15 protein-coding genes and 1 pseudogene are annotated in these 18,477 nt (G+C 46.6%); 3 read left to right on the top strand and 13 right to left on the bottom strand.

What is annotated here, in order from left to right:
* Positions 1–55 precede the first annotated feature (55 nt).
* The 4 genes from CHL74_RS09935 to CHL74_RS09920 all read right to left on the bottom strand — a co-directional run bounded on the left by CHL74_RS09935 (position 56) and on the right by CHL74_RS09920 (position 7,476).
* Complete coding sequence (locus tag CHL74_RS09935) at positions 56–1,672, bottom strand: RagB/SusD family nutrient uptake outer membrane protein (protein WP_094881006.1); 1,617 nt, start codon at positions 1,670–1,672, stop codon at positions 56–58.
* A gap of 40 nt (positions 1,673–1,712) precedes the next feature.
* On the bottom strand, positions 1,713–4,358 hold the full coding sequence (locus CHL74_RS09930; RefSeq protein ID WP_176452224.1) for a SusC/RagA family TonB-linked outer membrane protein: 2,646 nt from the start codon (positions 4,356–4,358) through the stop codon (positions 1,713–1,715).
* A 103-nt stretch (positions 4,359–4,461) separates the two neighbouring features.
* Positions 4,462–5,805, bottom strand: coding sequence for a serine hydrolase domain-containing protein (locus tag CHL74_RS09925; RefSeq protein WP_254923267.1), 1,344 nt, complete (start codon positions 5,803–5,805; stop codon positions 4,462–4,464).
* A 6-nt stretch (positions 5,806–5,811) separates the two neighbouring features.
* On the bottom strand, positions 5,812–7,476 hold the full coding sequence (locus CHL74_RS09920; protein WP_094881005.1) for a formate--tetrahydrofolate ligase: 1,665 nt from the start codon (positions 7,474–7,476) through the stop codon (positions 5,812–5,814).
* A gap of 542 nt (positions 7,477–8,018) precedes the next feature.
* Here CHL74_RS09920 and CHL74_RS09915 point away from each other — a divergent pair.
* Positions 8,019–8,357, top strand: a complete 339-nt coding sequence (locus CHL74_RS09915) for a type II toxin-antitoxin system RelE/ParE family toxin (RefSeq protein ID WP_094881004.1) — start codon at positions 8,019–8,021, stop codon at positions 8,355–8,357.
* A 2-nt stretch (positions 8,358–8,359) separates the two neighbouring features.
* Positions 8,360–8,689 (top strand): helix-turn-helix transcriptional regulator, encoded by a 330-nt coding sequence (locus CHL74_RS09910; protein WP_009018157.1) that lies wholly within the window; start codon positions 8,360–8,362, stop codon positions 8,687–8,689.
* Between the two features lie 53 nt (positions 8,690–8,742).
* On the opposite strand, the gene CHL74_RS09905 is transcribed toward CHL74_RS09910, so the two are convergent.
* From CHL74_RS09905 to CHL74_RS09860, 9 genes and pseudogenes are all read right to left on the bottom strand, one after another.
* On the bottom strand, positions 8,743–9,255 hold the full coding sequence (locus CHL74_RS09905; RefSeq protein ID WP_094881003.1) for a hypothetical protein: 513 nt from the start codon (positions 9,253–9,255) through the stop codon (positions 8,743–8,745).
* 2 nt (positions 9,256–9,257) lie between these two features.
* Positions 9,258–10,313, bottom strand: coding sequence for a Gfo/Idh/MocA family protein (locus tag CHL74_RS09900; RefSeq protein ID WP_094881002.1), 1,056 nt, complete (start codon positions 10,311–10,313; stop codon positions 9,258–9,260).
* Positions 10,313–11,380 (bottom strand): radical SAM protein, encoded by a 1,068-nt coding sequence (locus CHL74_RS09895; RefSeq protein ID WP_094881001.1) that lies wholly within the window; start codon positions 11,378–11,380, stop codon positions 10,313–10,315. Before CHL74_RS09895 ends, CHL74_RS09900 begins: the two co-directional genes overlap by 1 nt.
* Positions 11,381–11,457: 77 nt before the next feature.
* Positions 11,458–13,128, bottom strand: a complete 1,671-nt coding sequence (locus CHL74_RS09890) for a sigma-70 family RNA polymerase sigma factor (RefSeq protein WP_094881000.1) — start codon at positions 13,126–13,128, stop codon at positions 11,458–11,460.
* 144 nt (positions 13,129–13,272) lie between these two features.
* Positions 13,273–14,619 (bottom strand): MobV family relaxase, encoded by a 1,347-nt coding sequence (gene mobV / locus CHL74_RS09885; protein WP_094880999.1) that lies wholly within the window; start codon positions 14,617–14,619, stop codon positions 13,273–13,275.
* Between the two features lie 189 nt (positions 14,620–14,808).
* On the bottom strand, positions 14,809–15,759 hold the full coding sequence (locus CHL74_RS09880; RefSeq protein WP_094880998.1) for a toprim domain-containing protein: 951 nt from the start codon (positions 15,757–15,759) through the stop codon (positions 14,809–14,811).
* A gap of 276 nt (positions 15,760–16,035) precedes the next feature.
* On the bottom strand, positions 16,036–17,295 hold the full coding sequence (locus CHL74_RS09870) for a primase-helicase family protein (RefSeq protein WP_441339047.1): 1,260 nt from the start codon (positions 17,293–17,295) through the stop codon (positions 16,036–16,038).
* A 379-nt stretch (positions 17,296–17,674) separates the two neighbouring features.
* On the bottom strand, positions 17,675–18,046 hold the full coding sequence (locus CHL74_RS09865) for a hypothetical protein (protein WP_094880995.1): 372 nt from the start codon (positions 18,044–18,046) through the stop codon (positions 17,675–17,677).
* Positions 18,043–18,231 (bottom strand): annotated as a pseudogene (locus tag CHL74_RS09860) (tyrosine-type recombinase/integrase); the annotation flags it as partial. The pseudogene CHL74_RS09860 and the gene CHL74_RS09865, both read right to left, overlap by 4 nt.
* Before the next feature lie 83 nt (positions 18,232–18,314).
* Between CHL74_RS09860 and CHL74_RS15825 the strand changes: the two are divergent.
* Entirely contained in the window at positions 18,315–18,461 is a 147-nt protein-coding gene (locus CHL74_RS15825) for a hypothetical protein (protein ID WP_176452221.1), read from the top strand.
* Positions 18,462–18,477: the final 16 nt, after the last annotated feature.

Below are 18,477 nucleotides of genomic sequence, written 5' to 3'. Positions count from 1 at the left end.
ATTCGAGGCTGTCCTTTTTTCGTGTTATTTGTGCGTTCGTTATTACTAACCAGAGTCAATATCCTGGGTTTTGCTTGAGGTTCGGGTTCAGCTCACGAACCTTTTCTGGGATAGGGAATACTGTGGTATATCCTTTCTTGTCGGCTTCCGATGGAGTATGTATGTCATACTGCTTGCCATACGTGCCGAAGCGTATCATGTCCTGACGGCGCCAACCTTCCCAAACCAGTTCCAGAAGACGTTCGTTGAGGAGGTTGTCGAGAGTGGCAGAAAGCGAAGGCATGCCCACACGTGAACGTACAGCATTTATCTCCTCATCTCCTGACTCTCCGTTTCTCACCTTGGCTTCAGACTTCATGAGCAGCACGTCGGCGTATCTGTAGAGCACGATGTCGTTGTTGGGTATACGACCATCAGAGTAAGCCGTGCGGTCCACTTCATACTTCTTCATTCGTGCGCCAGCCGTCTCCAGATATGGGCTTGCTGTAAGGTTCTTCTCCACGGCGAGTGGCTTATATTCGAGTGGAGTGCCGTCGTCCAGCGTTACATACTTGCCGTCAACCTCCACTTTCCCAGTATAGAAATTCATGTCAAGACGTGCGTCCGGCATATTCGTACCAAACCCGTTTACAGCCATTGTGTGGAGTGTGGCGCACGTGCCGTTCTCAGAAGCTCCGCTATAGGCTCCGCCATGAGCGTAGTGGCGTGATCGGAAGAGATAATGAAATTCGTTCAGATACAGAATCTTGTCCAAAGGAATGGTGAATATGTTCTCCGTAGAGCCTTCGTTGTGTACGGCGAAGTTCTTGGTATAGTCAGCTTCGAGCTTATACCCGGCTGTTGCGATAAGGTCGCAGTAATGTATGCAAGTCTGCCATGCGTTCTTCTTGTTGCCTTCTATGTCGAACATAATGGTCTTGCCGTCAGGACGTGAAGAGTCAGTCCAGTCATCGTCCGTATACACCTCTGCATTAAGACTGAGTTTGGCAAGCAGAAACCAAGCCACCGGTCGTGTCACCCTTCCATAGTAGTTGCCCTGCAGATTGCTGTGCTCATTAGCCAGCAGCGGAGCCACGTCCTGCAGTTCCTTCACCACATACCAGAACACATCGCTTCTGTTGCTCTGTCTGATGTCTGCCGTCTTTTGTGTTGCCGATTGTAGGATGGGTATGCGTCCGAACATGTCCATGGCATAATAATAATACATGGCGCGGACGGCACGCACTTCAGCCGTATAGTCCACACGCTGCTGTTCGGTCAGCAAAGCCTTGTGTTTCTCTATCGTCTCAAGCGATTTCGTTGACAACACTATCACCTTATATAGGTATTTCCAGACGTTATACAGGTCGGTGTCCGTAGCAGTCCACGTATGGTCATACATGTTTTCCCACAGACCGCCGTCATACCAGTTGCCTCCACGTATGGGGATGATAGCCTCGTCGGTGGTCAGCGTGTTATAGTCATAGATGCCGCGGCATGTGCCTTGCAGTCCTTCGCCCTCTTCGTGAGCTCCTATATAGTTGTATAGCGAAGCTACAGCATTGACGTAAAGGCTGTTGGCAGAGTCGTAAATCTCTGTTTCCGGTATCTGGTCCTTTGGTGTCTCGTCCAGACAACTCGTCAGAGAGAGTGACAGGGCAAGAACCGATAAAGCGAAAAATCTATGTTTCATAGTCTTCTGTCATTATACGTTTAGGGTATTTCGTTGGTTTTCAGAATTGCACGCTCACACCCACCGAGTAAGTTCTGTACGTAGGATAGCATCTCTTGTCGTCGATGCCCATTGAGGAATTCACCACGTACGAGTTGATCATCGGCGTCAGTCCGCTGTAGGAAGTGATGGTGGCGAGATTGTTAACGCTGCACGATACGCGCAACGAGCGCACAATCCTGCTCTTCACCGGGATGTTATATCCGATGGTGAGATACTCAAAGTTCAGATAGTCGCCGCTTTCCAGCCAGTAGTCAGACACGTTCTGGTCCACAATGTTCTTTTCTGGTGCGCCCTTCAGCACGTTATATGTAGGGAATGATGACATATTGTTGTATGCCAAAGCCGTGCCGTTGAATATCTTGTGTCCGAAAGCACCGTTCATCTGCAGCGACATATAGAAGTCCTTGTAACGTAGGGATATGTTCGAACCGAGTGTGGCTTTAGGTGTGGCTTGTCCGCAGATGCGTCTGTCGCCGCCGTCTCCGAAGTCGATGGTGCCATTGCGGTCAAGGTCTTCTATCTTGTATTTCATTGTCCCTTGCTCGTCCTTATACAGACCCGTGCAATGCGGCAGATAGAACACGCCTAACGGCTGACCCACTATCTGATAAAGCACGTGATTGTTGTCGCCTCCGTTCTGTCCGGCACCGTCTATGGAGCCGATGGCAGTGATGTTTGGTGCCGACATATTCATGCCGTTGTAGTTGCCAGACAGCGACAACAGCTTGTTCTTCTGGAACGAAAGGTTCATGCTCACGTTCAGGTCGATGTCCTTTGTCTGTACGGGTGCGATGGAGAAACCAATCTCAAGACCTTGGTTCGACATTGATCCGATGTTAGCCAGCAGCTTGTCGTAGGCGAACGGCGGCACGGGCACGTCGTAGGAATAGAGCATGTCTGAGGTCTTCGAGTAATAGTATTCGGCTGTAAGCATCAGTCGGTTGTGCCACAGTCCTATTTCTCCACCGATATTGAATGTCGACTTCGTTTCCCATTTCAGGTCAGGATTGTTGTTTCGTATAGTGCCGAGCGTCACCGTCGGAGTGTTGTTCACCGGCACGATGCCCGTCTGTTGCACATTCTCCATTGTGGTGTAGGCTGTTATGCCGCCCAGATTGCCCGAACGACCGTAGCCCGTGCGTAGCTTCAAGGTGCTGATGCCGTCAAACGAGTGCAGAAACTTCTCCTTCTTTACGTCCCATTCAGCCGATACGGACGGGAAGAATCCCCACGTGTGGTCGTCGCCCACCATTGACGAACCGTCACCGCGCATTGTCAGCGTCAGCTTATACTTATTATATAATGTATACGAAGCGTTAGCCATAACCGACGCCAGCGACATGTCGTCGTAAGTGCTGCCCGTTCCTCCGTAAGGACGTGACGACGTAGCTCCGATGTTGTCGTAGCCGAAATCGTTGGTGGTTATGCCTTTGGCGTGTGTCCAGAAAGCCGTATGTTCCTGATAATGATATTCTGTGGATATTCCGGCAGACAATGCGTGTGCGTTCCATGTATGCGCATAGTCGAGCGATACATTGCCGAGATATTCCTGATTCTTGAATTCGCCACGATAAACGTTGCCCTGCGCCCAAACCCATGTGGGGCAGAACTCCGAGTTTTCGTTAGATGTATAAGAATAGCTGCCGAACGCCGACAGCTTCAGCGAAGGAGCAATGTCATACACCAGCCGCATGTGCGTGTTGAAGTACATCTCCTTCTGGTCGCTTCTCTCTACGAGCACAGCGGAAGGAGGGTTGATGCGATAGGCAGAACCGTTCTTTGTCCAGTTGCCGTTGGCATCGCGTCCGGCAGGATATGTAGGGTTCTGGCATGCAGCAGAATAAAATAGCATTTGCGAATCGAAGATGTCATTGTTCCTGAATGTGGAACCGAACACGCCGAAGTCGCCTTTCAGACGATTGTCGAAGGCATGCTGTGTGACATCTATTTTGGCTACAAAATTGTTGTAGTCCTTGGTCTTGATGATGGTGTTGTGGTCGATATATCCGAACGACGCACGATAGTTTGACTGTTCTGAACCTCCGCTGAAAGCCAGGTAATGGTTCTGAACAAATCCGGTTCGGGTGATGACATCATAGAAGTTGTTGTCATGTCCACCGTTGTTGGCATACACGCCGAGCTTCTTAGCGGTGGCAAGATATTCGCCGGCCGACAGCATGTCGAGTTTCTTCGACATCCGCTCCATACCGATATTGGTCTCATACGAAATCTGAAATCCCTTGCCCGTGCCTTTCTTCGTCTTCACTTCGATGACGCCCGACGCACCGCGCGAACCGTAGAGTGCTGTCTCGGCAGCATTCTTCAGTACGGAGAAACTCTCGATGTCGGCAGGATAGATGGTTGACAGCGTGGCAATGTCGCTCGTCACGCCGTCTATGATGACGAGCGGGTCGTTGCCGCCTATGATTGACGTTGTGCCACGCACACGCACAGACGACAGTTGCGCCATGCGGTCCATGCCGTTTGACGTTACGTTCACGCCGGCAGCGTTGCCGTTAAGTACGTCCAGTGCGTTGTTCACTATACCCTTGTTCTGTATTTTCAGATAAGTGGGTATGGTGTCGCGTTGCACGTTCAGTTCCTGCACTTGTGCCGAGACAGGCACAGTGGCAAGCAGCGACATTGCCGTCGCTGCAAGACCATACTTATGCTGTTGATGTCTTTTCATCATAGGCTCTTGTTGTTAGGTTTTTATAAACTCTCTCTATGGTTATGTCTTTGTTTCTTTATTTCACGAACATATTTCGTTTCGGCATTTTGCTGCCGTATTTCTGTCTTAGCTTGTCGAAGAGCGCCATCGTGTCCTTTGAGAATTCGTGTCCCTTCCATGTGCTGGTGTTGGTGATAAACACCCAGCATTCGCCGTCGGCATAGCGGAGTATGATGGCTGATGTGCCTACGAGCGAACCGGTGCGTATCCATGGTCCGCGGTTGGGCGTGAAGTTCCATCCCAAGGAGAACTGATGGTCCGGCATTTCCGTTGTCATCAGCTTCACGGCGCCGGGCGACAGTACGTCAGGCAAGGTGGGGTCGCCGTCTATGGCAGCCACCAGTCGGCACACCTCAGCAGCCGATGCCACCCATGCTCCGGCTCCCAATGAAGTGGTGATGTCGTTCTCGCCGTAGCAGCGAATTACCATGCGTCCCGAGTTGTTGAACTCCGGAGCCGGCTCCGAACTTGAGTGCATGTAGTATACCGATTCGTTCGGACGGCGGTCCTTCAGATAGTTGCCGGCGATGTGGAAGTCATAGCATCCCGCAGGCTCAAGAACGTATTTCTGCATAAACTTCTCGTACGACATGCCAGATCGTTTCTGGATGATGAGCGAGAGCAGCGTGTAGCCGATGTTGCAGTAGCGCTGTGCCGAACCTGGTGTGTAGCCGAGATGACGGCGCAGTACGATGCGCAGCAGCGTGCGGTGGTCGGGTGGGGTGGTGAGGCGGTTCTGCTGCATGATGTAGCGTGTGGAGAAGATGGCGTCGCCGGCATAATTGGTGAATCCTGCCTTATGTCTGAGCAGCTGCTCCACGGTGATGTCATAGTATCGCTTGTCCTTGATGGAGTTGACGTAGAACGTGTCCGTGAGTATGCCTTGCGGTCCGAACACCTTGTCCGACAGCTTTATCTTGCCCATGTCCCTCAGCTTCATTATGCCCACGGCTGTGACGAGCTTCGAGCATGACGCCATACGCAGGATGTGCGACGGCTCCATCGGCACGCCTTTGTCCTTGTCGACGAAACCGAAGCCGCGGGCATAGATGAGCGAGTCGTGACGCATGATGGCAAGCTGTGCTCCGTTTATCTCCCAGCGCTTCAGATATCGGCGCATGATGGAGTCCATGGGCTGCAGTTCGGGCTGCTCGCTCATGGCATTGGTAAGCGTGTCGTTGAGATGCACGCGATGCGAAACTTCCGCCAACGAGTCCTTCACGTGCTTGCTTTCGCTTGAGCACGACGAGCAGGCGCATCGGCAGATGCTGGTTATGATGACAACGACGAAGGTGAGGCAGCCCATGCAGGACAACCTCACCTTTGTGCGATATTGTTTCTTTATTCTGTATCCAAACATTATATATTATGATAGTCCTTCTATCTGTCCGTTAACTATGTCGATATGCATAGCCGCCGGCACCTTAGGCAGTCCCGGCATGCGCATGATGTTGCCCGCAATAGCCACGATCATCTCCGCACCGGCGTTGATGACTATGTCGCGGACGTTAAAGTCGAATCCCTTAGCCACGCAGTAGAGCTTCGGGTCTGTGGAGAACGAGAACTGTGTCTTGGCGATGCAGACGGGGAAGCGCTCAAAGCCCAGTTCCTTTATCATCTGCAGCTTCTTCTTTGCCGCCGCTCCGAACGACACTGAAGCAGCTCCGTAGATGTTCTTCGCCACCTTCTCTATCTTCTCCTCCGTCGTGTCCTCGTCGTCGTAGGCAAACTGCAACGGCTTCGACGGATTCTTGTCTATTGTGTCCACCACGAGACGAGCCAGGTCTGCAGCTCCCTCGCCACCCGCAGCGTATGCGTCGTTCTCTGCGAAACCCACGCCCAGCTGCTCACAGTGGTTCTTCACCATCTCTATTTCCTCGGGCACGTCACCGGCATAGCGGTTGAAAGCCACGATGACGGTCTGTCCGAACGACTGCATGTTCTGGATGTGCTTGTCCAGGTTGGCAAGTCCCTTCATCAGTCCCTCGCTGTTAGGCTTCTTGATGTCCTCCACAGCCACGCCGCCGTGCATCTTCAGTCCCTGCGCCGTAGCCACGACGATGGTCAGCTTGGGCTGCAGTCCGCTCTTGCGGCACTTGATGTCGAAGAATTTCTCAGCTCCGAGGTCAGCGCCGAATCCAGCCTCCGTAATGACGTATTCGCCGAAAGTCAAGGCTGTCTTTGTGGCGATGATTGAGTTACATCCGTGTGCGATGTTGGCGAATGGTCCGCCATGAACGAAGGCAGCCGTGTTCTCCGTTGTCTGCACGAGGTTCGGTGCGAAAGCGTCCTGCAGGAGCACGGTGATGGCACCAGCCACGCCGAGGTCCTTAACGGTGAACGGCTTTCCTTCCACGGTATATCCGAGCAGAATGTTCTCGATGCGTCGTCTGAGATCGTCCTCGTCTTTGGCAAGGCACAGGATGGCCATAATCTCAGAAGCCGGAGTGATGTCGAATCCTGACTCCCTCACGATGCCGTTCTGCTTGCCGCCCATACCCGTCACGATGTCGCGCAGTCCGCGGTCGTTGACGTCGAGCACGCGGTTCCAGAGCACCTCACGCAGCGCAAATCCGTTGTCGCGGTTCTGATACATATAGTTGTCGAGCAGCGCCGTTATGGTGTTGTGTGCGGAAGTGATGGCATGGAAGTCGCCTGTGAAGTGCAGGTTGATCTTGTCCATCGGCAGCACCTGAGTTCTGCCTCCTCCGCATGCACCGCCCTTCAGTCCGAACACCGGACCGAGCGACGGCTCACGAAGAGCGCAGATGGCGTTCTTTCCGATATGGTGCAGTCCGAGTGCCAGTCCGATGGTCACGGTGGTCTTTCCGATTCCAGCCTTTGTTGGCGTTATGGCTGTCACAAGGATGAGGTTGTTCTTCTTTACGCGTTCCTCATCAATGAGGTGTGTGGGCACCTTAGCCATATAGTGTCCGTAGTGTTCGAGGTGTTCTGTCGGAATGCCATACTTGGCTGCCACTGTCTCTATGCGCTCGAGCTTAGTGCTGCGTGCTATTTCGATGTCTGTCATTGTTGTATTAAAATAATATGTGTTTTCTTTTAGTTATTATTATCCTGCTGATCGTTGGGGTGGAGTAGGGTATGCGGGGCTGTTTGTAAATTCAATTGCAAAGTTACGATTTAATTGTTGAAAAGTAATGCTTTTTAGCATTATAAACGGAGTTTTTCTGTTAAAATTACGCTAAAATCTGCTGAATAGCTTAAAATGAGCGATTTATGAGTGTTTCACCTCAATGGAGGTAATGATTTAGCAACGGTTCTAATTTCTGCAATATGCATACGTTTGCTTGTCAAACAACTCTTGTCGGTTGCAAAAGTACAACAAAAACTTCGGCTCGCAAAAATATAGTTTATCTTTTATGATTTATTTTCAGTTATGATTAGATAATTTCAACTGAGTTTACAAATGTACTTCGCAACTTGCCTGTTAGTTCTTGATGCGCAATTATATGTAGCTAAAATGTTAAAAATGTAGCATAAGATGGCTTTTTATCGCAAATGTTTCTTTTTTATGAAACAATATGAGTATCTTTGTCAACCAAAAAGAATAATATGGCACAAAATATCTTCCGACTTGTCTTGACAGACGAGGCACAGGACTTCATTGAGAGTTTACCCGAAGCGGTATCTTACAAGATATACTACAACATCAAGCGTGTTGCAGGAGGAGAACGCAACAAGGAACTTTTCAAGAAGTTGGAGAATTCGGAGATATGGGAATTTCGTACATTGTACAACAAAACTGCTTATCGCTTGTTTGCTTTTTGGGACAAGGACAAAGAAACATTGGTGATTGCCACTCACGGCATCATCAAGAAAACACAAAAGACACCGAACAAGGAGATAGCGAAAGCAGAAGCAATAAGAAAAGAATATTTCAAAAACAAATAATTATGGCACAGATGAATCTTACCCCATTGGACGATGTGCTTGACAAGCACTTTGGAAAAGTTGGTACTCCGAAACGTGACGCTTTCGAAAGTGACGTGGATGAAGCGTTGCATGCTTACCGTTTGGGAGAAGCCATCAAGAAGGCTCGCATAGAGCAGAACTTGACACAAGAACAACTTGGTGAGCGCATAGGTGTGAAAAGAGCGCAAATTTCCCGATTGGAGAGAGGGTATAGCATTACTATTCCAACTATGCGAAGAGTGTTCAAGGCTCTTGGTGTGGTAACTGCAACCATAGATTTGGGAATTGCAGGAAAAGTGGCATTGTGGTAAAAACATCATAGCAAAGTCCTCTCCATTAATAAAGATAGAGAGGACTTTGCGGCTTACTTTAGCTCAACCTCTATACTCTTATTAGGTAAGAAAGAGATGCTTCCTTGATAAAGTGGCTTGATAGAATCATATTTGCCCGAGAAATCAGAACTATATACTGCCACATGATAAGCGTCCGAAGTTAAGTTTGAGAGATTGAAACTTACATCAAACTTACACATGCAGTCTGCCTCAAGTGTAGGGTCTCCCAATGGAACCAAGACAATACGGATTTCTTTGTCCTGTGAACTTACTTGAGGGCGAAAACCTGTTACCGCACAATTGGCTTGGAGGTCTTTCACTTTGAAATGAGCGACACCTTTTGCATCAACAGAAATCAACATTAGTGTTGGCTTTGCCATTTCTGCCTCATAATATTCTGGACGACTTTCTGTTGCAGAAAAGGAAGATGTACAGCCAAAGCTCACCACATCACTCATTCTAACTTGCTCCATGGTATTCTGTTCCGTAGAACAAGCCTCCATCGTCATAGCTGACAAAACTAAAAATACAATTTGCTTAACCATATCTATTTCTTATTTTGAATTGAACGAATTGACTCAATCAACTTGTAAGTGTCAATGATTGCTTCCAGTGATTGTTCTGAGGAAGTTTTCCGTTTTTCTACAGCATCGACAAAACCTTTGATGGTATCAAAGTAACCTTGCGTAACTATCTGGTTATTGTGGATAGTAGGCACGAAGTCATTTCGGTCGAACAAATGAACTTCAACCATTTTCAGAGGATAGACTTTCTCTAACGGCACTCCCATAAACATAGTTTGCTTATCTTTATATATCAGACTATCCATCTGATTCATTTCAAAAATACCATTTGAAGTGTTTACCGTCATGCTCTCTTTCGCATCATGCCAAGAGTAACCTGTTGACAACTCTAATATACCTGTGGCTTTTTCGTGTTTGAGTACCAACATGAGTGTATGATGCTTTACCCATTCTGCAAACTTGACTTCTGCCTTTCCGAATAGAAATGTCACATAATCCAAAGGATGAATAAAAAGGTCTAACAAAGCATCTCCTTCGGGATATGCCCCAGTCAGATATTTAAGATTATAGCTCATGTTTCCCCTACATTTCTGCAATTTCTTTTTCAGAATACGGATGACAGGGGCGTTCCGCTTTTGCAACCCAACTGTTACTTGTGGAAAGTTAGCTTCTTTCCTCATACTGATTAGTTGCAACAGTTCATCTTCACTTTGACATGGAGGTTTTTCTATAAATAGCGCCTTGCCACTCTTGATAACCTCCGAAGCTATTGCGAAATGAGATTGTGGAGAAGCCGACACAAACACACCCTTAATGTCATCATCATGCAAAATATCTGCCAAAGAAATTGTTGCGCAGACATTGGGATAAGCCGCTTCTATAAGTGGTATCTTGTCTTTTGACTTACAGCATATATACTTCAATGGAACATGAAGGTAATTGAGTACAGGATACAAGTTGTTTATACTATGGTCGCCTATGCCCACAAAAGCATAGTTGCCACCATACACCTGCTTCAACTGCCTCATGCTCCGTATTCGTTTATAACGGTCAATGATGTTCTTTATTATAGATTCCATTAGCTACAAATTCGATTGATGTATTTCCTATATGTTTCATTAACGTTGTTTGTCCATTGATATTTTCCGTAAAAGACTTGAATGAGTTTCTTGGGCAGAATTTTCTCGAAGTTTCGCAACAATATCAAGTCATACTTACGATGGAAGTTAATCCAACAAGCATTGCATTCCTTTGAGTACTTGCATTGTACCTTATGCGCAAATCTTGAATTGAATATATCATCCAAGGAATGTGTATGGATATTGCCAAGCTTCACGTTGAGATTCTGACATAGTGGAACATCACCATTGGAATGTATTACCAATTCACTAAAGATACTTTGGCAACGCAATTTGAGATTACCGTTTCGCCATTCTTCATACAAAGCTACAAAGTCAAAGTTTTCCTCTGTTTCATGGATATTCTGAGGTATGCTTTGAATGTAATTGGCAAAATCTACAGAAAGAAGCTCCGCCTTGGTGTCAAAGAAATCCATCGTTCCATAAATTCCAATTCGCACATCAATGCCATAGTTTTTTGCTATGTCTATGACATATTGCATATCAGAAAAGGTATTCCATGGTGACAGGCAAAACATGAGTGATACTGGAATCTCATCTTTCACCGCCTTAACGACCTCCATCACCTTATCATGCCCATTGCATCCTCTCATGTTCTTGTATGTTTCCTTATTGCCATCAAGGGACACATACAAATGAGCTGGCTGGAACTTTCTCACTGCATCTATCACTTTTTGTGGACTTAGGCAGTTGGAAAGTAAAGTGTATTTGGGATGATTCTCCTTGAACCACTCCATGATAGCATCTGCCTCTGGGTGAAGCAAGAACTCCCCACCTTCCAATCCTACGACGGTGTGTTGTGTGATACATTTGCTGCGCATAATTTCCTTGATGTCTCTAAAAGAAAGATGCTCCACAGGTTTTTGCCAAATAGAGCAATGTTTGCAACGAGATTGACACTTTGTTGTGGAATACAACATTAACGCGCTCAGCACCTTGTGCCGAGGGCGTAACATATTGTTGAGGTATAGAACCCCATTTCGTATATAGTCTTTTGTCTTGTACATGCGGTCTTAAGAAACTTTTGTGTTTCTACTATTAGAGATACATCAAAAGTTCCAAAGACTGCATGATGACATTGTTTTTACCATGTGAACCTAATTCCAAATGGAACAGTAATGGTGAATGGATGCTCCGTCCAAATGGTATGAATCGCACCACCATTAGGAATATACCAGTTGAACGAAGGTTCCAAATACAAGCTCCATTTTGGAATCAAATTGTATTGTAATCCAGTTCCAACACCTACCGCCCATTGTACAGATGGCGTGAAATACCAACTGTCTTTGTATGGAACTGTTGCTCCTGTAACATATCGTACACTATTCTTTCCATGTATTGGTATATTCAAAAGAATACCTGCAGAGGAGTAAGCAGACCATCTTTTTGAATTAAACCATTTATAGGAAGTTCTAACAGGTATTCCCAAGTAATGAACTTTTTGGTCTCTACCTATATAGTATTCACCCTCACCCAATATAAAATTAGATTTTAAGAGTGAATATTGCAATCCTGTTTCCACATTCCAATTCTTTCCTATTACTTTTGTTAATGATATGCCAAAAGTTATAGGCTTATAATGATGCTCATGTTCTACAATCTCACCACTATTATGTTTGGCGATTGCCATAAGTGCTACCGTGTCAGTAGATATTCCATCATGTTCTTTCTGTTGAAGATAGTTATAATAATCACCCCATGTAGAAAAAACATCAGGTATTATAGGAGTTGGACCGTCTGGGTCTGGTAAGCCACTACTACTTCCTGCAATCAGTTTGTAGGTATTTTGAGCCAATGCAGAGCTCAAAGAACCCATGGCAAGTAGCTGCCACTTATTTTTGTGACTTGGGGTAACTTTTTTTGCTATGAATTCTTCCAACTTAGGAGCAACCTGTTTTATCGTATCGAGTGACAAAGTATCTTTTTCTATTACTATTAAAATATTGTTTGTAGAATCCTTCTTTTCAGAATCAGTTTTTATGCCGACAGAATCAGCTACTGCGTAATTTGGCAATTCCATTTTGCTCTGACTTGTTGTTGCCACTATATTCTTATCAGTTACTGATAAATGGGTATTTGGCTGCACTGTCTCACGATTGACAGTACGTTTCCCCTTGTCATCATTTACCTTAACAACAGGAAGTTGCTCTTTTTCCGTCCCTCTCTTCCAAAACAGGTATTTGCATATAGGTATGCTGATAAGAATGATGGAAATGACAGCAAGCATTCGCCTATTTATCATGTCTCTCAACAATACTTTTGCTCTTGTTAGTTGTGATGATGAACTGTGCGGCTCGATACCAAGTTTTTCTGCAATTTCTTTATGCGAGAATCCATCAATGACAGCCATTCTGAACACCTTGCGGTATCCAGAAGGTAACTTGTCGATTATCTCCAACAGTTCTTTTTCTTCCAACTTGGAATCAGAAGCAAATGAACTTTCCACATCAAACCCATCCTTAATCGCAGAGAATGGCACCATCTGTATTTTATGCATTCTCTCCAAATATCTTAAAGATACATTTTTTGTAATGGCAACAATCCATTCCCCGAACTTGGAAGCATCTTTTAGCTTTTCTAATGAATAATAGGCACGTATAAACGATTCTTGGACGAGGTCACTCACTGTGTCCTCGTCCTCTTGGGTAATCCTTATGCAAACATTTCTCATTCGTTGAGAATATGTTTCGTAAACAGTTCTTAAAGCGTCAGCATCCCCAGCCTTCACTCTTTCTATTAGCTTTTCTATCTTCATGTTGGGTGTGCGAGATTGTGCACATTATATATAAGATACGTGGAAAAGCGAAAAGACTGCGTAAGAAACTGTTAAAAACATAAAAATCCGAACAGAATGCACCATTGCGTTTCTGCTCGGACTCTTATTATAACAAATGAAGAGTTATAGCTTTAGACCACATTTTGTAAATTTCCTTAGATTATTCCATTGCTCCTTGAACCAGTCACCAATAGGTTGTCTATTGATATACAAAAACAGTTGGTTCGGCTTGGTAGAATCAGCGAAAACCTTGATTTCTGCATTCTCCACATTGAACTTTCTTCTGTGCTCCTCGGAATAGAGTGAACCGCTAAAGTTTAACGCCTTACCTGTAAGGAGTATTCCGATTTGCTCGATGGTGAAGCCTATCTTCCTGCACAGGTCTTCCATTTGCAAGCGTGCCTCCAACATCGGAAACCAACGATTAGCTTTGCGGATGAGGTCGTTGAGCATCGTTACCTCCGTGCAGTGCTTGCTCTCTAAATTCGCAACCTCCGATTGGTGCTTCCGCTGCATCTCGTCAAGCTGTTTGCTGTGGCTGTCTTCCATTCGCTGCACCTTCTCATGGAGTTCATCTATGTATTGCTCTCGGTCTGCCACAAGCTCGCACAACTTTCGGTTGTGTTGCTCCACCTCTTTCAATTTTCCACTGCCCAAAAGAGAACCAATCTTCGACACAAGGGCTGTCTTGGCTTCCGTCTTGGCTGCCTGTAGTTTCTCCGTGTTGATTTCGTTCTTGGTCTGTTTGAGCAGTCGCTCCGCTTCCTCCACATCAGATTGCAACAGTTTCATGCAGTTTTGAAGTCTCTCCGTCTCACGCTTGATGTTGCGGTAATACTGTGCCGTGGTGGTATGCCTCGCATCCGATCCACGGACACCTCGCTTCAAGCCATACTTGCCCATGGCTTCCGCATAACTGTCGTGATAGCCAACCATCTTGTCACGGTTGAGCACATCATCGGCACACAACCTCACGGCATTGGCTTTCTTGCGGTATGTCCGCTTGCCTTCTTCCGCTGTCTTGTTCTTCGCCTTTCTCCGCTCGCCTGTCACTATCGGAACGATGGAGGCGTGGAGGTGCGGCGTGTGCTCGTCCATGTGGAGAACCACCGAAACGACATTCTCCTTGCCGAATGTGTCCTGCAACCACTTCAAGCTGTCGTTGCACCAATCGTCAAGCTGACCATTGGCTGCGATGTTCATCATGTCCTCGTGCGTTCCAGACAGCACGGTTCTAATCACCCTCACCTGGTCATTGGTTATCTTGCGCTTGATGCCTGCCGTCTTGATGCGGTGGGCGATGGCTTCGTCACGACCATACACACCGCTCGGCATCTTGACAAGCTCACGGTTGAGGTGAGTTCTCGTAGGGTCAGCGTTGTCGGGTATCACCTTGCGCTCTATGTGGTCTGACTCCCTTGCGTCAGAGCTGCCCTTTGCCTTCTTGAAATCCAAACTGAAATGTCCCATAATAAACTTGTTTTTGAGTTGTACAAATCCGCTTGCCGCATTGCGCCCTGCGCATGGCTCACGGGGTTTCAAAAGGGGATGCCCCTTTGCTCAATGGGCGTTTTTAGTGGTGGCGTGCCACTGCGTCAAGAAAACGCCCTATTGAGCTATGGCTTTTCCGTTCAGAATAGCCATTGGAGCAGGAACCGCCTATATGCCCAAGGCTGCGCCTCTCTTTCGAGGTGGAACGGTTTGCTTAACAGGCTGTACTTGGTGTACAGACTGTTTGGATTTAACTCCGCACAGATAGTCGTTCAAGTCTTTGTACTCACAGTACAAGTGAGATGCATCCCTCACACGGTAGCCGAGGGCGTTCTCGATGGCAAGCGTTGCCTTCCGCCCTGCATCATCGTTGTCGAGCAGACAACTGATGCGCTCGTAGCCGTGTAGTGCGTCAATAGCCTTGTCAACGTTGCTTGTTGAGTTGAGTATCACGTAGTCCTGCGCTTCCAATGACGGACAAGACGGAAACTTCTCCATGCGTAACGAGAGAAAGGAAAGATAGTCCATCATGCCCTCGAAGACATAGCAAGCGTATCTTGGCTCGCCTTGCTGTCGGATATGTGTGATGTCCTTGGGGGACATGCAACCCTTGAAGAATCGGTTACGAACCTCGTAACCGCCCGACTTGTTCTTGAAGCCGATGGCGAAGTAGTTCTTGCCATTATGCGAGAAGTGGAGTTCCACACATTCCTTTCGGGCGATGCACAGGTCAATATTCCGCTCGCTCAGATAGCGTAGGAGTGCAGGATGGTTAAGTTCCCTAACCTCTAATCTCTCAAAACTCGGCTCGGAAGCTTGCTGAGGGAAAGAAAAGTCGGTCGGGCGTACATGGGGTGCTTGCTTCTCCATCTTGTCCAAGAGATATGGCAAGCTGTCTGATGCGTAGAGGTATGACGCAAGGGTGATGATGTTGCCGCCCTTGCCCATTCCGAAATCGAACCAACTGTTCATCATGGTGTTCACCTTGAAAGATGCCTCGCTCTCATTTCTCAGCGGTGACTTGTACCAAAGGTTTGCGCCCTGCTGCTTGACATGGCGGTGTCCCAAACTTTGCAGGTAGTCTGCAATCTTGATTTGCTTTGCTTCTTGAATGTTCATGTTTTACTGTGGATTAAGTGGTGTATGTATTTCTGATGAATTGTTGAGAATGGCATGTATTGGTATGATAGTCAAATACTTATCTTCTCAACAAACTCTCAACAAATGGTTCTTTTCAACAAAATCACTGGGCAAAAGAGAAAGACAGGCATTAGCTGTCATGTTTTCTCTTTTCAACAGTCTCTTTCTTTTGTTGAGAGATTTGTTGAGAAAATGTTGAGCCTTAAATACTTGATATTCAACACTTCTTTTATCATATTCAACAATTCAACAAAATTATATGCTATTTAGCTTGTCCATCGTTACAGTGTAGAACCTGCCCACACGTTTTGTTGGCGAGTAGTGACCGCTGCTATTGTAGTTGTACTCGTATGAGGTGTAGGTGAGGGCGTTCTCTGAAGGTTGCAGTTTCCAACAGTCCTGCACTATCTTTCGCACAAGGTGCTTCTCCACTTTCACGTGGTTGCATTGCAACAAGGCGATTGCGTCATTGAGGCAGAATTGCAAACTGTCGGTTTGGGTGTTCTCCATGACCTCAAGGAACAGCTCCGACATTTCCACCTCAAGTCTGTTACGGTTGCAGCGTATGATTCTCCTCAGAGCATCGGTCGCTATCTGTTCGGATGCGAACCACATTCGGCTCTTGTGCTCTGTGGATAGCGTTCTGCCTTGCAGATGGAACAGAAAAGCGGGTATCTCCGCCTTCAGTTTCTCCAAGAAGTCGGTATCGTCAGATTGCAACGATGAAATCTTCCTCACCCAATATCGGGTCTCGCCCTCGTCAATGATGACAGGGAGTGATTCGTTGTTGGAGCACAGCACGAACTTGGCAAAGAAGGAAATCTCGTTCCTGTCCTTGCCCTTGGCTTCCACCTTGTACGAGAGGGTGGTGCTGAGGTTCTTCAACCGCTCGGAATCCTCCCTGCGACTGAGCAACACCTCGTCCACGACAATCAGCAGCTTGCCAGCCCAATCGGAATTGAACTGACTGCGGAAGTCCTCGTTGGTGTTGAATGTCACGTTGTCTTGGAACAACGCTTTCAGAAAGTTCAAGAACGTGGTCTTGCCTGTGTTCCTCTCCTCTGATACGAGCAGCAGAATGGGCAACTTCTGCACAGGTCTGAGATAGAGCAGTTGCAGGTAGTCCATGCCAAGGTCATATTGCTCACCGAAGATGTGACTAACCAACTTCTTGATATTAGGGAAGTCCCCTTGCATCGGCTTATGTCCTATCGGCTCGTATAGGTTGAGGAAACCGTCTATCACCGTGCGGTGGTTCACATGTTCGGGAACAGTACAGAAGCCGTCATACTTGTGAACGTACTTGATGAACTCCTTGCCGTAGTCCTGACGCAAGGTCTCCATGTTCCAAGGGATGCGCTTTCTTACCTTTCCTCCTGTGATGGTAGGTTGGTCAACCACCTTGTACAAGGTAGTGCCAACACGGATGAACACCTCGTTTGTCGGAGATGCTGCCTGTGGTTGTTTTCTTTCCACAACCACAGGCTGATTGTTGTCGTTTGTCTTGCTCATAATCTAACCTTTGTGAGTTGATAAAATTAAAGTTGCAAAGGTAAGGGCGGAAAATCAAAATGCAAAACACAAACTTGCGCAGAATGGAGAAGTTTGCACCGACAATGTTAAAAGATTGGAAATCAAGGTGCTTGATGTTGCCAATCGGGATAAGATGAAACAAAAAATCCCGAAGAGAGGTTTCCTTGCGAACCTTTCCTCGGGATGAACAAAAATGTATTCCTGCATGTCATACGTTTTATATGTCATACGATAAATATGTAAAACGTTTGACATCGGCAGCTCCGTATTCTTCATAAAAATGCTTGATACGACAGTGAATCAGTACGTAGGCAAGTCAATACGACAGTGAATAACCGAAGCGTCAAAGAAGCGACCATACTTAGCTAAAGGCATTTGTTCCTCCATAGAGTTGCAGTATAATGGCTGTCTTCTCTTTTGCTCCGTATAGCCTCTTGAAGATGGCATCACGAAGTTGCGCAGCACCATTAGAGACAAGACGGAAGCAAATGGCAACAATCATAGGAAATCCATACAATGTTTGCCAAATGTCTTTGGAGGTTTCCTGTCTTTGTTGGACTTCCGACATAGACAACATACCTTCTTTATATATAGCTCGTATCACAGAGTTGAGTTTCGGGGCGGTAACATGAAGCATATCCACCAACTCTCCCTCACTCATCCACAAGTTCTCAAAGTTGGACGGAATGGATAGCATTCCATTTCCGTCCACGGTGATTACAGTCCTTTTCATGCCATTCCTCCCATAACTGGTAAATGCCCCTTGATTCGACTTTCAAAGACAGATATGTCATGGTCAAGTTTGGTGCTTGTCACCTTGGCATATATCTGTGTTGTTGTGATGTTCGTGTGACCAAGAATCTTGCTCACGCTCTCTATTGGCATTCCGTACTCCAAGGCTAAAACAGCCCAACTATGGGACCACTGGAAAAAGTGTGTGGATATCGTAGTACAATAAAAACACTATATTGTCCGTTTATAAAGTCAAAGAACGGATAAATATGGAAAAGTATAGACTCCTTGCAGAATGTCTTTTGCCCGAACACATGCTGGATTGGTTCGACCTTAAAGACGTGTTTGTAGAGCAAAAGAAAGAAACAAAGCTTGTTCACATATACCTTGACGAAAACGAGCTAGAGACCAGGTGACAGAACCGATATTCGT

This window comes from Prevotella sp. 885, assembly GCF_002265625.1.
Taxonomy (GTDB): domain Bacteria; phylum Bacteroidota; class Bacteroidia; order Bacteroidales; family Bacteroidaceae; genus Prevotella.
Note: the sequence above shows the minus strand (reverse complement) of the source record. Positions and strands in the feature narration are given on the sequence as shown.

What these genes read in the sequence shown, in the direction of transcription:
- CHL74_RS09900 (WP_094881002.1), bottom strand. Translation starts at nt 10,313, where the DNA reads ATGGAATCTATAATAAAGAACATCATTGACCGTTATAAACGAATACGG.
- CHL74_RS09910 (WP_009018157.1), top strand. Translation starts at nt 8,360, where the DNA reads ATGGCACAGATGAATCTTACCCCATTGGACGATGTGCTTGACAAGCAC.
- CHL74_RS15825 (WP_176452221.1), top strand. Translation starts at nt 18,315, where the DNA reads ATGGAAAAGTATAGACTCCTTGCAGAATGTCTTTTGCCCGAACACATG.
- CHL74_RS09865 (WP_094880995.1), bottom strand. Translation starts at nt 18,046, where the DNA reads ATGAAAAGGACTGTAATCACCGTGGACGGAAATGGAATGCTATCCATT.
- CHL74_RS09915 (WP_094881004.1), top strand. Translation starts at nt 8,019, where the DNA reads ATGGCACAAAATATCTTCCGACTTGTCTTGACAGACGAGGCACAGGAC.
- CHL74_RS09925 (WP_254923267.1), bottom strand. Translation starts at nt 5,805, where the DNA reads ATGTTTGGATACAGAATAAAGAAACAATATCGCACAAAGGTGAGGTTG.
- CHL74_RS09890 (WP_094881000.1), bottom strand. Translation starts at nt 13,128, where the DNA reads ATGAAGATAGAAAAGCTAATAGAAAGAGTGAAGGCTGGGGATGCTGAC.
- CHL74_RS09880 (WP_094880998.1), bottom strand. Translation starts at nt 15,759, where the DNA reads ATGAACATTCAAGAAGCAAAGCAAATCAAGATTGCAGACTACCTGCAA.
- CHL74_RS09930 (WP_176452224.1), bottom strand. Translation starts at nt 4,358, where the DNA reads ATGTCGCTGCTTGCCACTGTGCCTGTCTCGGCACAAGTGCAGGAACTG.
- CHL74_RS09920 (WP_094881005.1), bottom strand. Translation starts at nt 7,476, where the DNA reads ATGACAGACATCGAAATAGCACGCAGCACTAAGCTCGAGCGCATAGAG.
- CHL74_RS09895 (WP_094881001.1), bottom strand. Translation starts at nt 11,380, where the DNA reads ATGTACAAGACAAAAGACTATATACGAAATGGGGTTCTATACCTCAAC.
- CHL74_RS09935 (WP_094881006.1), bottom strand. Translation starts at nt 1,672, where the DNA reads ATGAAACATAGATTTTTCGCTTTATCGGTTCTTGCCCTGTCACTCTCT.
- mobV (WP_094880999.1), bottom strand. Translation starts at nt 14,619, where the DNA reads ATGGGACATTTCAGTTTGGATTTCAAGAAGGCAAAGGGCAGCTCTGAC.
- CHL74_RS09905 (WP_094881003.1), bottom strand. Translation starts at nt 9,255, where the DNA reads ATGGTTAAGCAAATTGTATTTTTAGTTTTGTCAGCTATGACGATGGAG.